The sequence below is a fragment of the Mangrovivirga cuniculi genome, assembly GCF_005166025.1.
Taxonomy (GTDB): Bacteria; Bacteroidota; Bacteroidia; order Cytophagales; family Cyclobacteriaceae; genus Mangrovivirga; species Mangrovivirga cuniculi.
Map to the genome: position 1 here is coordinate 1,535,923 of NZ_CP028923.1, position 14,268 is coordinate 1,550,190.

Annotated in this window: 11 protein-coding genes and 1 pseudogene; 9 read left to right on the plus strand and 3 right to left on the minus strand. The window is 36.5% G+C overall.

The window, feature by feature from the left end; genetic code table 11:
- Positions 1 to 84 precede the first annotated feature (84 nt).
- From DCC35_RS06970 to DCC35_RS06985, 3 genes and pseudogenes are all read left to right on the plus strand, one after another.
- Positions 85 to 2,277, plus strand: a complete 2,193-nt coding sequence (locus tag DCC35_RS06970) for a glycoside hydrolase family 3 N-terminal domain-containing protein (RefSeq protein ID WP_246070170.1) — start codon at positions 85 to 87, stop codon at positions 2,275 to 2,277.
- A 65-nt stretch (positions 2,278 to 2,342) separates the two neighbouring features.
- A pseudogene (locus tag DCC35_RS06980) lies at positions 2,343 to 3,451 on the plus strand (lactonase family protein).
- Between the two features lie 200 nt (positions 3,452 to 3,651).
- On the plus strand, positions 3,652 to 3,843 hold the full coding sequence (locus DCC35_RS06985) for a cold-shock protein (RefSeq protein ID WP_137090104.1): 192 nt from the start codon (positions 3,652 to 3,654) through the stop codon (positions 3,841 to 3,843).
- A gap of 62 nt (positions 3,844 to 3,905) precedes the next feature.
- On the opposite strand, the gene DCC35_RS06990 is transcribed toward DCC35_RS06985, so the two are convergent.
- Positions 3,906 to 4,766, minus strand: a complete 861-nt coding sequence (locus tag DCC35_RS06990; protein ID WP_137090105.1) for an alpha/beta hydrolase family protein — start codon at positions 4,764 to 4,766, stop codon at positions 3,906 to 3,908.
- A gap of 112 nt (positions 4,767 to 4,878) precedes the next feature.
- On the opposite strand from DCC35_RS06990, the gene DCC35_RS06995 reads away from it, so the two are divergent.
- Complete coding sequence (locus tag DCC35_RS06995) at positions 4,879 to 5,856, plus strand: polyprenyl synthetase family protein (RefSeq protein ID WP_137090106.1); 978 nt, start codon at positions 4,879 to 4,881, stop codon at positions 5,854 to 5,856.
- Between the two features lie 122 nt (positions 5,857 to 5,978).
- On the plus strand, positions 5,979 to 6,620 hold the full coding sequence (locus DCC35_RS07000; RefSeq protein WP_137090107.1) for a hypothetical protein: 642 nt from the start codon (positions 5,979 to 5,981) through the stop codon (positions 6,618 to 6,620).
- Positions 6,621 to 6,681: 61 nt separating this feature from the next.
- On the opposite strand, the gene DCC35_RS07005 is transcribed toward DCC35_RS07000, so the two are convergent.
- Together DCC35_RS07005 and DCC35_RS07010 are read right to left on the minus strand one after the other, a co-directional pair.
- Positions 6,682 to 8,250: an amidohydrolase family protein gene (locus DCC35_RS07005; RefSeq protein ID WP_137090108.1), complete on the minus strand. Its 1,569-nt coding sequence runs from the start codon at positions 8,248 to 8,250 to the stop codon at positions 6,682 to 6,684.
- Positions 8,251 to 8,358: 108 nt separating this feature from the next.
- Positions 8,359 to 8,970: a hypothetical protein gene (locus DCC35_RS07010; protein WP_137090109.1), complete on the minus strand. Its 612-nt coding sequence runs from the start codon at positions 8,968 to 8,970 to the stop codon at positions 8,359 to 8,361.
- Positions 8,971 to 9,173: 203 nt separating this feature from the next.
- Here DCC35_RS07010 and DCC35_RS07015 point away from each other — a divergent pair, with 203 nt between their 5' ends.
- The 4 genes from DCC35_RS07015 (at position 9,174) to DCC35_RS07030 (ending at position 14,231) form a co-directional block, all read left to right on the plus strand.
- A complete protein-coding gene (locus DCC35_RS07015; RefSeq protein WP_137090110.1) occupies positions 9,174 to 10,979 on the plus strand; it encodes a glycosyl hydrolase family 18 protein in 1,806 nt (601 codons plus the stop codon).
- Positions 10,980 to 11,044: 65 nt separating this feature from the next.
- Positions 11,045 to 11,587 carry a DUF4255 domain-containing protein gene (locus tag DCC35_RS07020; RefSeq protein WP_137090111.1) on the plus strand — a complete coding sequence of 181 codons (543 nt, stop codon included), beginning with the start codon at positions 11,045 to 11,047 and terminating at the stop codon, positions 11,585 to 11,587.
- A gap of 3 nt (positions 11,588 to 11,590) precedes the next feature.
- On the plus strand, positions 11,591 to 12,622 hold the full coding sequence (locus DCC35_RS07025; protein WP_137090112.1) for a hypothetical protein: 1,032 nt from the start codon (positions 11,591 to 11,593) through the stop codon (positions 12,620 to 12,622).
- Positions 12,623 to 12,650: 28 nt separating this feature from the next.
- A complete protein-coding gene (locus DCC35_RS07030) occupies positions 12,651 to 14,231 on the plus strand; it encodes a phage tail sheath family protein (RefSeq protein WP_137090113.1) in 1,581 nt (526 codons plus the stop codon).
- The last annotated feature ends 37 nt before the right edge of the window (positions 14,232 to 14,268 follow it).

Consider the following 14,268-nt stretch of genomic DNA (forward strand, 5'->3'; position numbering starts at 1 on the left):
AATAAACTAAATATGAAAAACTTATGGATAGCATTTATTCTATCTGTTTTAACACTGTTGGTCTCTTGTGATAAAAGCTCTGATATGAAAACAATTGAAGCTTCAGCAGGCAACAATACTAACGCTTTTGTCGAAAGTTTGCTTGATAAAATGACAGTGGAAGAAAAGGTAGGACAGATGACTCAGGTTACCATCGATCTTATTTTAAAGGAGAATTCTACTACTGAAATTGATCCTGACAAACTCCGAAAAGCTATAGTAGAGAAAAAAGTAGGAAGTATTCTGAATGTTAAAGGTCATGCTTACTCTTATGAAACATGGAGAAATATATTGACTAGTATTCAGGAAGTTGCTGAAAATGAAACTCCGAATAGTATTCCGGTTTTATATGGTATAGATGCTATTCATGGTGCAACTTATTTAAAGGGATCTTCCTTATTTCCTCATAATATAGGGATGGCTGCTTCGCGAAATAAAGATCTTGTTCATAAATCTGCTTCTATTACAGCCTTTCAAACTCGTTCAAGCGGCATACCATGGGATTTTGATCCTGTATTAGGACTGGGACGTCAACCTTTGTGGTCAAGATTTGAAGAGACATTTGGTGAAGATGTACACCTTGTTACTGAAATGGGAGAAGCAGCAATAACCGGTTACCAGGAGGATGGTCTTAAAAGTAATACTGCCGTTGCCGCCTGCATGAAGCACTTTCTTGGGTATTCAGTGCCTTCAAGTGGAAAAGACCGTACACCGGCTGATATTTCTGATATTTTTCTAAAAGAATATTTGTTACCTCCATTTAAAGCTGCTGTAGAAAATGATGTAGCAACTGTGATGATCAATTCCGGAGAGATTAATGGGGTTCCGGTTCATGCCAGTAAGCATTGGTTAACAGAAGTGTTACGAAATGAATTGGGATTCCAGGGGGTTGCAGTGTCAGACTGGGAAGATGTTATTCGTTTGCATACTCGTCACAGGGTTGCTTCTACTCCAAAAGAAGCAGTTCGAATGGCGGTAGATGCCGGATTAGATATGAGTATGGTTCCTTATGATTATTCATTTTATGACCTGCTTGTTGAATTGGTTAAAGAAGGAACTATTTCTGAAGAAAGACTCGATGAGTCTGTTAGAAGAATTCTCAAGCTAAAATCCGATTTGGGTTTGTTTGCTCAACCAGTGAGCCCGGCGGTATCCGAAGAAGAATTGTTCAAGCCTGAGTTTGATACTGCTGCCTATACTTCTGCGGTCGAAAGTATGGTTTTAACTAAAAATGAAGGTATTTTACCTCTTAATAAAAACACAGAGATTACTATTGCAGGACCTACCGCTAATGCCTTCGGTCCATTACATAGTTCCTGGTCATTTACCTGGATGGGAAATGATGAATCTCAGTATTCTGAACAGACAAAAACTTTCTATGAGGGAATGAAAGAGGTGTTTGGCGAAGAGAATGTTAATTGTAATTCAACCAATGAATGGGATGATAAAGGTAATTATCAGCTGGGTAATGTATCCGGTTCTGATGTGATTATCCTTGCTTTAGGAGAACCTCCATATGCTGAAGGTCCCGGTGTGATCGATAATCTTGATTTAGATGAGAGGCAATTGAAATTAGCCAGGGAAGCAATGGATACGGGCAAGCCGGTGATTGCAGTATTCTTTACCGGACGTCCCAGAATAATTTCCTCGATAGAGCCTGGCCTTGATGCAATTCTCCTTGGTTTAAGACCGGCAACTTTTGGTGGTCTGGCAGCTGCAAACCTTTTAGCCGGTGTGGAAAACCCATCAGGGGTGTTACCTTTTACTTATCCAAAACATTCAGGAGATATTGTTCATTATGATCATAAACTTACTGAAGAGATCAGAGAGGATATTCCGAATACCTATGGTCAGACCGGTTATCAACCTCAGTGGGATTTTGGACACGGGTTGAGTTACACTGACTTTAAAATTGAAAATTTAAAACTAGAGGAAAAAGAAATTTCAACTGAAGGAACACTGAATGTATCTGTTTCAGTGAAAAATACAGGGAATGTAGGTGGAAAAAAAGCAGTAGATGTTTTTATTAGAGACCATTTTGCTTCAATAACTCCATCTGTTAAAAGACTTAAAGCATTCAAAAAAGTTTATCTGGATCCGGGAGAAACCACCATACTTAATTTTAAGATTTCTGCTTCTGACCTGGCTTTTATAGGGCAGGAGGGGACCCCGGTCTTAGAACCGGGTGAATTTGATGTCATTATTGGTGCTTCTAAAGCTACGTTTGCCATTAAATGATGTTTATTTGGGTTTTTTGATAAAAAGAGGAGCTAGTCTCCTCTTTTTATTTAATATTAGATAATATGAATTTTCAAAATATATTTTTGCCTGCTTTTTTACTGATTTGTTTAAATATCAGTGGTCAGAATAACTACCTATTAATAGGAAAGTACGATTCAGAAAAAGAAAAAGGTATAGCAGTTTACGAATGGGATGTAGAAAAAAAAGATGCAGATTATATGTATACATTTAAAGATGTATCAAACCCTTCTTATTTGCTTTATGATTCCATCAATTCAGTTTTATATGCTGTTGAAGAGGTAGCTTCGCCTACCGGTGGCTGGCTTACTGCTCTTTCTTTTGATAAAGAGAATGGTGAATTAAAAAAATAAATTCTGCACCTTCAATGGGTGATCATCCCTGTGTATTGGCGATGTCTCCTGACAGAAGATATATTTTAATTGGAAATTATACAGGAGGTAATTTTTCTGTTTACAGAATCCGGGAAGATGGAGCAATAGGAGAAAGGGTACAGACGATAGCTCATAAGGGAAGTTCTATTAATTCTCAAAGACAGGAGGCTCCCCACGTGCATGACCTTGTGTTTTCTCCTGACAATCAAAATCTTTTGGTTGCGGACCTGGGCACCGACAGGGTAGAAGTTTACCAGTATAATGCAAATTCTGAAAAGCCTTTTTTATTAAAAAAGAATAGAGGAATATCAGTACCTAGTGGTAATGGACCAAGGCATGTTAAATTCAATCCTGAAGGAAATAAATTGATTATAGCAGAAGAACTGAGTGAAACAGTGGGGGTTGCTAATTATAATAAAGGAAAACTCAAGTACATTAAAACTGAAAATTTAAATACGGATAAAGAGAAAGGTAAGGGTAGTGCTGCCGAAATTCAGTTTTTCCCCAATAGAAATAAATTTTTAGTTAGCAATCGGGGCGAAATAAATAGTCTTACTTATTTTGATCTTGAAGAAAATGAGAAGTTTACTTTTTCAGCAGAAGTTGAGGTTCCAAGGTATTTCATGATATTACCCGGAGGAAAAGAATTACTGGTTGCAGGGCAGAAATCTAACGATATAGTTTTAGTAGAAATACCTACAGAATCAAATGAAAATTCTGAACAGCGAACTTTACTAAAGACAGATCAACCGGTTTATATTTTACCCGTTTTTCACTAAGGAAAAAGATTTTACTGATTGTAAAATATTAAGGAATATCTTCATTGAATGTTTGTTATCGAATTGTTAATAATAAATTGAAAATCAGCTTTGTATGTTAATTTTTTAAACACCCTGAATAAATTATACTTAAATTGTATTTTTAGAATGTTTTTATATATACCTTTGAGCAATTATTAATACTATTACAATTTATTACAATGAAAAACGGAACAGTTAAATTCTTCAATGAGTCTAAAGGATATGGATTTATCATTGATGATGAAACAAAAAAAGAATACTTCGTACACATCTCAGGTCTAGTTGACCAGGTAGTAGAAGGTGACGAAGTGAACTTCGATCTTGCCGAAGGCAGAAAAGGACTTAATGCAGTTGACGTTAAAATGAAATAATTCAAGATTTAACAGATATAAAAGTTATTAATTGCCTGAATCCCGGTCCTCGACCGGGATTTTTATTTTTTAAGCCTTAAAGGACTTAAAAAATCAACAACATTTTTCATTACTGTTTTCATATGGTTTGGTAATGTTTTGTCAAGGTAAGGATGACTCATTCCAAATACATGATTCGCTCCTTCGATTATTTCTATTTTAATTGAATCATTTAATTTCCTAAGTTTTAAAGATCCTTTATAATCTACTGTTGGGTCATCTGATCCATGTATAATTAAAACAGGCTTACCAAGCTTAGCAATTTTTTCGGGGAGGTTATATCGCTCTTTATTGAGCTGAGTGTCTTCATAAAATTGATAATACATTGGCATATTTTGTCCGGTCCGTGCATTATCAATATATACAACTCCGTCTTCTTTCCACTTTTCAATATTATCAGAAGGCATCCTTTCTATTGGGTTAAATACCGGAGCAAGCGCTATTGCAATGTTTATATCAGCATTTTCTATTGCAGCCAGTAAAGCCATAGAGCCACCACGACTATGTCCCATAATTGCGATTTTAGAAGGATCAATCTCCTCTTTTGGTATTTCAGCAGGATAATTTGAAATCCAGTCAACTACCTTGTTAATTTCATTAATTTCTTTTCCGTAATTATTATTACCAAAAGCTTCCAGGTCGCCAAAATTCAGAGGGTCTTCGGGAGTGGTTCCGTTATGACTAAAGTTAAAGGTTACAGCAACAAGGTCTAATGAAGAGAATTCTTCAGCCATTAAATTCCAGCCTCCCCAATCTTTAAATCCTTTAAACCCATGACAGAAAATAATTATCGGTTTGGGTTTGTGAGAAGATTCATAACAAACATCGATTGCGATCGGTTTATCAGGTGTATCAGATTCAATTGTCGTAGTAATTTTTGCCATAACTGTATCAATTACTTTAAAATATAAATTTTTCGTCAAAAAACGTACAATTATCCATGTGCTTACTTTGCAATAGCCCTAATTGATATTAATATTGTGTCGCATAAAAATTATGACTCAGATCACAGTAAAAGAAATCCAGGCGCCGATCGCTTCAGAAATGACTGCTTTTGAGAAAAAGTTCAGGCAGTCCATGCAAACAAGGGTAATGTTGCTTGATAAAATAATGGGCTACATTATTAAAAGAAAAGGTAAGCAGATGCGTCCGATGTTTGTGTTTTTGAGTGCGGGTACAACCGGTGAAATATCTGAGTCTACTTATCGCGGTGCTGCACTAATAGAATTGCTGCATACGGCTACTCTTGTTCACGATGATGTTGTTGACGATGCAAATTATCGCAGAGGCTTTTTCAGTATAAACGCACTCTGGAAAAACAAGATTGCTGTGTTAGTAGGCGATTATCTTTTATCCAGGGGATTATTGCTATCCATCGATAATGGAGACACTCATCTTCTCAAGATTGTTTCTGAGGCTGTTAGAGAAATGAGTGAAGGGGAATTACTCCAAATAGAAAAAGCCAGGCATCTGGATATTACCGAAGAAGTCTATTTCGAAATTATTAAACAAAAAACTGCTTCTCTGATCGCATCGTGTTGTGCCGTAGGAGCTGCTTCTTCAGGAGCCAGTGAAGAGATAGTCAAAAAGATGAAAGACTTTGGCCTAAAAGTAGGCATGGCTTTTCAAATTAAAGATGATCTTTTCGATTACGGAGCCGATGAAATAGGCAAACCTCTTGGTATTGATATCAAAGAGAAAAAAATGACCTTACCACTGATCTACGCACTTAGCCAATCGAGCTGGATCGAACGTAAAAAGATTATTTTTAAAATCAGGAATAAAAGTCATAAGCCAAAAGTAGTCAGAGAAGTAATTGACTATGTAAAGCAATCCGGTGGGTTAGATTATGCCACCTCAGTGATGAACAGGTTTTATGAAGAAGCATTAGCCATGTTGGATGAATTCCCTTCATCAGAATACAAAGACTCCCTTTCTAAAATGGTGACTTATACTATTAAAAGGTCTAAGTAAATTATTTTTTATTTGGAGGTCTAAATAACAATAAAGTCGATTGAGCAAAAAATAATTTCAATTTTTAGGTAACCTTTCGATTTCTCAAACACTAACTAATACAATTTAAAAATTATTGTATTATGTGGAAATTAAAATTACTACCATTTTTATTTTTAACTGCTTTCATGTTTTCATGTGAGGATGATGATGAGGTATTGACCCCTGAAGTTTCATATTCACAAACAACCTTTAATCCAGCTTTTTACTCTGAGGGTAATTCATCAGCTCCAAATATTAGCTGGAATGGAAATCAGGGATCCTTCAGTCTTTCCAGAAATATTGAAGGATTATCGATTAATAGCACCACAGGCATGATTTCCTGGACGAAGCTTCTGCCATATGGTAATCATGAACTTGAGGTTATAGTTTCAAACTCTGCCGGACAAATCATAATACCAATTCAAATTTTAAATCCTGTACAAGGCAGATTTGTAGGAACCTATAGTGATAACAACTTTTTTGCTCTCACCTTTTTCGAGGATGGAACTATAGAAGTTGATGCTAACAGCGAGACCAATCCGACGGAAGGAAGTGGAACCTGGGACGTGGTTAATGATGAAATAGTTGCGAACTATACCTATACTGAAACTAATGAAAATTATTCAGTAAAAGGAAATATCAATCAGACGCAAAGTAATGCAGAATTTATTGGTGAATGGTACTTTGGATTTGGTGCTGCTCAAAGTTCATCCGGAGGTCCTGTTCGAGTTATATTGGATTAACCTTGTGCAACAAATAATAAGTAAGCCTTTTTAATTTTTAAAGGCTTACTTATACTTTCAATTATTTTGTCAGGCCGGGCTGTCTGATCTGGTAGTTTTCTTTTTCCTTAGCCTGATCAACCATTTCTTTTACTTCATTTAATAAATGTTTGGCATCATACACAATTCCATTCTTAATAGTATATTTTACTCCTCCCACCCGAATAACTTCATTTTGATCATTGAGTTTGATAGCACCTGTCCCATAAAGTACTTTTAGGTTTTCTAACGGGTTTTCCTCGACTATAACAAGGTCGGCAAGCTTTCCTACCCTGATTGTACCAATCTGATCTGCCATTTTCAAAGCTTCTGCTCCATTTAATGTTGCCGATTGAATAACCTCTAATGGATGAAAACCTGCTTCTCGTAAAAGTTCCAGTTCTCTAACATATGCAAATCCATAAAGCTGGAAAATAAACCCGCTATCAGATCCTGTTGTAACTCTTCCACCCCGGTTTTTAAATTCGTTTATGAAGGTCATCCATAATTGGTAGTTTTTCTTCCAGGCAACTTCCTGCTCGGTCCCCCAGTAATGCCAGTAGGACCCATGAGAAATTTTACTGGGTTGATAAAACTCCCATAGTTTAGGCAGCGTGTAATCTTCATGCCATTCGGCTCTCCTTGCTCTTTGTAAATCCCTGCTGGCCTCGTAAATATTAAATGTCGGATCTATTGTGAAATCTAATTTAATTAATTCGTCCATAACCTTATTCCAGTGATCTGAATATGGTTTAGCAGCTTGTTGCCATAACCTGCCAGCAGCTTCAAATCGATCCTGCTCATTAGCATAATTATAATCTAACGGATAGTCCTGTATAATTTTATCTGTAAATAATGCTTCCGGTAGTCCATACCAATGCTCCATGGAGGTGAGCCCGGCACGTGCTGAGTTTAAAACATTCCACCTGGCAACATCCATTTGGGCATGATGGCATGCTGATCCTAAGCCGAGTTTATTGTTCTCATCCAAAGCTGCAGCCATGATTTCAGGCTCAGCACCAAAAAACTTTATTCCATCAGCTCCCTTATCTGCATTTTTTCTCACCCATTCTCTTGCTTCTTGCGGAGTAGTGATTGGATCTTTACTACCTTCTCCAAAAACACTATAGGCGATAATCCTCGGTGCGATAATTGAATTGTTTTCGCTTTTCTTCTGTAAGTTCTGAGTAAACTTTAGGCCTCTGCCGCCTGGTTCTCTAATCGTGGTAATCCCATGAGCCATCCATAATTTAAATACATATTCCGGATCTACATTAGGTCCTCCGCCAATGTGCCCATGCATGTCAATGAATCCGGGAAGAACATACATTCCCTCAGCGTTAATTTCCTTTCCGCCATTTTTTAATTTTGGCCGGTTATCTTCCTTTATAGGTACTCCGGGAGCCCCTACTTTTTTTATACTGGTTATTTTATTGTTTTCAATTACAATATCCATAGGTCCGATCGGTGGAGCACCATCACCTGTGATCATAGTAGCTCCCCGAATGATCAACTGATCAAAAGCTCCTTTGTCATGTAATTCATCTTGAGAGTGAATTGTGAATATTGATGAAATCAAAAACGCCAAAAAAAGAATAAATCTTATTTTCATATTATATCATTACAATGATTTAAATATGTAAAATAACTGATTCACCTATAAATAAAAAGCCACCTCTTTTGTAATTAAAAAAGGTGGTCTAATCTATATTTATACTTGTTATTTTACCTCATCGGTAATAGGAGAAGCTTGTTCTTTCATTGCATTCATTTCCTCTTCTAGTGCTGGCTGGATTGTTGGCGCCTCAGGAGCATTTTCCTTGGCACGATTAAACAGGTTGTGAAAAAACTTAAATACGAAAAAATCTGGTTCCTTCCATTCCGGAGTATTTGGAAGTTCAAGTCTTAATAATCCTTTTATAGCAATCTCCCCATCTCTGTCTAGTTCGTAGTAATCATAAATCTCAAGATCATTAATGATTGTTCTCTTAGAGTGTTTGATGATATAGTTATTTTCTAATGCTTTTACGAATCCTTGAATAAAAAAATCAGATACATGATAAACACTTTCTTCAGTTCTTGGGCCGTCAGTAATAAAGACATCTATATTATCAGCCTGCACGACAGAAAGTATCCAGGAATCGTAATATTTTACTGCGTAAACTTTGTATGGAATACAGTTCTCTGCATTACCGAAATATCCGGGTTGTAAATTTTTTAATATTTCTATTGCTGCCTGCTTTGACTTGCTATCTGTTTGATTTTGAGCGCTTAATGTGTTGGTAGATCCAATAGTTAAAAATAGTGATATGACAAAAAATAATAATTTCATTGGTTAAAAGATTTTAATGTATTAATATCGTCGCGTAGTTGAGTCAGCAAATAAATAAATTGTTTTCATAAATTATATATTTGTTGATAAAATTATAATTAGATCTTTCAACCCGGTTAATTTTTTAACCGATTTATTTTAGCAGCTTTTAATTTAATTGTGCTGTAAATTTTTTGACGAATAAAACAGGATTTGTATTAATTATGCTTTCCAAAATATGTTATGTATTGTTTGGATTGGTATGCTTTCTATTAACCGAAAATATCTCTGCACAAGATGGGCTTAAAGACAAGTTCAATCAGGTTATCAGGGAGAATTCAATAGAGGAAAAAACACCACAAAATTCACCGCAAGAAGTTAAAAAAGAGGGTCAGCAATCAGCGCAATCTGACAGTGTTCAGATGGTTAAAAAGAAGGCTGAATCGCAAGATTCTCTCATGACTGCAATGGAAGATCTTTCTTTTGATGCCGGTCTTATCGAAAAGGATGCGATCGACTCCTTAAAATTTGAAAGTAGGGTTCTATCAGTTAAAAAGAGAAGGCCTTCAAAGGAATATTCCAAAGAAAAACAGTGGAGTAAATACATGGGAATTACCCATAATAATGTTTACAAGAAAGAACACGTTCTTGATACTACAAAAAATGTCTTGGGATGGCATCCATATTGGATGGGTGATGCTTATAAAAGTTATAATTTTTCCCTTCTCTCCGTAATCGCTTATTTTTCTTATGAATTAAATCCACGCACCGGAGGATATAAAACTGTACACGATTGGAAAACAACAGCATTGATCGATTCTGCAAAGGCCAATGGAACCAAAGTTGTATTAAGTGTTACAAATTTTGGTGCTCAGAATAACCTTACTTTTCTTTCCAGTAAAAAGGCTCAGAAAAACTTTATTGATCAATTGATCGACTTATTGAGGTTAAGGGGAGCTCATGGAGTTAATATAGATTTTGAGAATATTCCAAGAGCAAGCAGGGAGCAATTCACAAATTTTATTATTGATCTTTCATCAAGTTTAAGATCTATCGATAAGGATTATTTAATTACGATTGCAGTTCCTCCGATTGATTTTAACAGAGTATTTGAAATAAGACAACTTTCTCCACATGTTGACCTTTTTGTGATCATGGGTTATGAATATTACGGTGCAAATAGTTCCGTTGCAGGTCCTGTAGCGCCATTACAAAGTGGACAGCTATGGTGGGAATACAACCTGCAAAGTGCTGTAAATGAATATCTTGTAGCAGGAACTCCCGCTAATAAATTACTTCTTGGTTTGCCATATTATGGCTCTGAGTGGATGACTTACGATCTTAAATTCCCTTCTAAAGCACGAAAATATATCGGTACGACTACCTACCGGAATATCAGGAAAAAACATGGTGACCTGGCTTGTTGTGAGGATGATGTCAGTAAGAGTAAATTTTATGTTTACCGGGATAATTCTAATAATTACAGGCAATTGTGGTATGATGACAGTCTTAGTTTAAGTAGGAAATACGATTACATAAATGAACAAAATCTTGGAGGTGTAGGGATTTGGGCTTTAGGTTATGATAACGGCTACACCGAATTGTGGAAATTGCTTGCAGCCAAATTTGCACTGTCTGAAAGCAAGGCTGCTGCTGTGAAGGCGTCAGTCAGCGGCAGCCGTTTCTCATTTCGCAGGATTATGAGTCTTGCTTACAGAATAATGAGAAATCCACAAAGATTATTTACTAATCCACGACCGCTTATAGGTGTTTTTGGAGCTCTTTTTGGAGTTTCAATATTTGGTTTTTACGCTTTATACCGATGGGGATGCCGTTTTAAACGGATGTTTGGGATCGCTATTAAAAGTACACTGGCCTTGTTGATCATAGTTTTATTAGCGGTAGTATTTATCGCAATGAAATATACAGCAGTAAGAGATGTGGCTTTTCTGTTATGTGGATTTATTGTCGGATCAATTATAATATTATTTATCAGTAGAAAATTTTTAACAGAAAAAGACCTGCCGTAAACAGGTGGAATTAAATTTTTAAGAATAAACGTCTATCAACCGGACAATTTTTTAATAAACAACCAATGATCTATTCAGCTGTACAATCTGTTGCAGATGCATTAAATGATTACCTGTCAAACCGCTTCAGGCAACCTGAAGAGAAGGTTATCATTTCAAATATTATCAATATGGATGGTTCTGCCGGTGTTACCGAACCGGATAAAATCATACTTACCCTGGCTAATTTGGAACAGGAAACCATTAACCAGAAAAACCCTGTGGTGGGATCTCCTAGACCGGTGAAAATGAATCTTTTCATTTTGATTACAGCTGCTTTTGAGGGGTTGAACTATCCTGAAGGTCTTAAATATTTGTCAGGGGTAATCAGCTATTTTCAATCGCATAAAGTGATGAATCATCAGAATACTCCAGACCTTGATCCGGGTATAGAAAAATTGTCTTTTGAAATTTATAACCAGAATCTGCAAAACCTTAGTCACTTGTGGGGCTCGATGGGAGGAAAATATATGCCTTCTATACTCTATAAAGTTCGGGTAATATCTTTTGATGAAAATAATGTTGGGGCCGGATCGGCACCTTTTACCGGATTAGGTACAAATATATAAAGGATGATAAAATTACAGTTTAAGTTCAATAAGCTGATCACGCTTTCTTTAAACCATGATTACTTTGATAGTGGCAAAGCAAAGTTTATGAAAATAGAACCTACTTTTCAAACTGCTTTAAAATTAGAAAAACATGGTTTGCTGGAACGTAATCGTGATAATGAACTGGTGATTTTATTTGATAAAGAAAAGGAAGATCTCCTTGCTGATAAGCTTGGAAAATCTGAAGGACTGGAGTTGAATTTTTGGGTCTATTGTTCTGATACTTCATTGGTGAATTATACCAGCCTGCCACTCGATTTACATGAAGGCATTCTTTGTTTCGAAAAATCAAAAGGGTCAGAACTTCATCAGGATGATCATGTTTCAAAAAAAGAATTTGTAAAGGCATTACAACCGGGAGAGATAGTTAGTGATGATTATAGGGAAATTGAAATTCTTGACAATGATCAAAATGTAATTTTTAGTGCAACACCCAAAGAACACCCCGTGTGTTATATGCCTGCTATTGGAACAGGTGTCTATTATATCAGAAAAGATAAAAAACAAACTGAAAAAATTGTTTGCTTAAGTGAAAGAGTTAAAAGCAAACCTTTGGGTTTGATCAATATCACTCTGAATAAAAATGATTGTAAAAAAATCGTGAGTGATATATCTAAAGGTGATGATCCTCAAAGCCATGAATACTCAATCAATTTTAAGGCAAGGAAGACGTACTGGAAATACCTGATCGTCTCAAAATATGTCAATGGAATTGAGGAAGCGAGAGTTGAGACGAATGATAAAGAAATTAAATTCAGCAAGCCTCAGTCAACTGATTTGATCACAGGGCAAAAGGCGATAAGCTTTGAATCAGCTATTCCAATAGCTATGCACGAATTTACTCATCACCATTTCCAGCTTGTTAGAAAATCTACCGGCATTGGTAATAAGGTGATATTAAAGCACATGCCGGCACCACCTCCGGATAGGATAATTCCTGAGTCACGGTCGGCAGATAGTAAAGTATATTCTGAAATTTTAATATATGTATGATCTTTTTAAAACCAATTACTGATCAACTATGTCACAAAATCTAGCAACGCCAGGCGTTTACGTAGAAGAAAAGAACGCCTTTTCGAATTCTGTTGCAGCTGTGCCAACTGCAGTACCTGCCTTTATCGGCTATACTGAAAAAGCACGTCGCGACGGACGCTCATTAATCAACAAGCCAGTGAGAATTTCCTCACTTTCTGAATTTTATAACATCTTCGGAGGAGGCCCGACAACAACTTTTAATGTTCAGTCTGCTGATGCAAATGAAGATTATGACTTTGAAATCGGAAACAATGGATACAAAATTGTTTCTGATAACAAAGCAAGATTTATGCTTTATGACAGCATCAGGCTTTTCTTTGCAAACGGAGGAAGTACTTGCTGGGTAGTTTCTGCCGGAAGTTATTATTCAGAGGTGAAATCTTCAGCTCCTGCTGCAAAATCTAAAGACGGAAAAGATGCTAAACAGCCATCTTCAACCACAGAACTAAAGCAAAATGCTATTTCCAAAAAGGCTTTACAGGAAGCACTTGATTCACTATATGGTGAAGAAGAACCAACAATGCTTGTTGTTCCGGAAGCAGTAATGCTTGAAGAAGCAGATTGCTTTGCTCTACAACAAGATATGTTGTCTCATTGTGGCTACAGAACGAAAAGCAGGTTTGCGATTCTTGATGTATTTGACGGAACAAAGGCTCGTTCTTACGACAAGAATGATGTGATCACTCGTTTCCGCGAAGGAATCGGATCAAACTTTTTAGCTTACGGTGCGGCTTATTACCCATGGGTTTATACTTCTGTAGTTCAAAACGAAGAACTTAGCTACGCTAATATTTCTAATACTGATAAGTTAAAAGAATTATTAAGCAAAGAGGCAGAAGCAAGCGCACCAAATGCGAAGAAAGCTGATGAGATCAAAGCAGAGATCAATAAGATCGGTGATGTTGATGACATTTCATCTCTTACTCAGACTTTAAAAGTAATTAGCCCATCATTTGAGAAAATCCTTCAAAAGATCAAAACTCACCTTAACGTATTGCCTGCAAGTGCTGCAATGGCGGGTGTTTATACTATGATCGATGGAGAAAGAGGTGTATGGAAAGCTCCTGCAAACCTTACTGTAAGCCAGGCGATCGCTCCAATGGTTAGACTAACTCAGGATGACCAGGAAGATCTAAACGTTACTCCTTCAGGAAAATCGATCAACGCGATCAGAGCTTTCGTTGGTGAAGGGACTACAGTTTGGGGTGCAAGAACACTAGACGGAAACAGCCAGGACTGGAGATATATTAACGTTAGAAGAACGATCACTTATATTGAGCAATCAATCAAAAAAGCTGCTAAAGCATATGTTTATGAGCCGAATAACTCTGGAACATGGGTATTGGTTCGCAGCATGATCAATTCATTCCTTAACGATATCTGGAGACAGGGTGGTCTGGTAGGTTTAACTCCTGCTGATGCTTACGATGTTCAGGTAGGACTGGGAAGCACAATGACTCCTAATGATATATTGGATGGAGTGATGAATGTTTCAGTGAAGGTTGCTGTATCGAGACCAGCTGAATTTATCGTGATCACTTTCCAGCAAAAAATGCAGGAATCTTAATCTTTTAAACAAAACATTAACGAATAAACACTAAAAG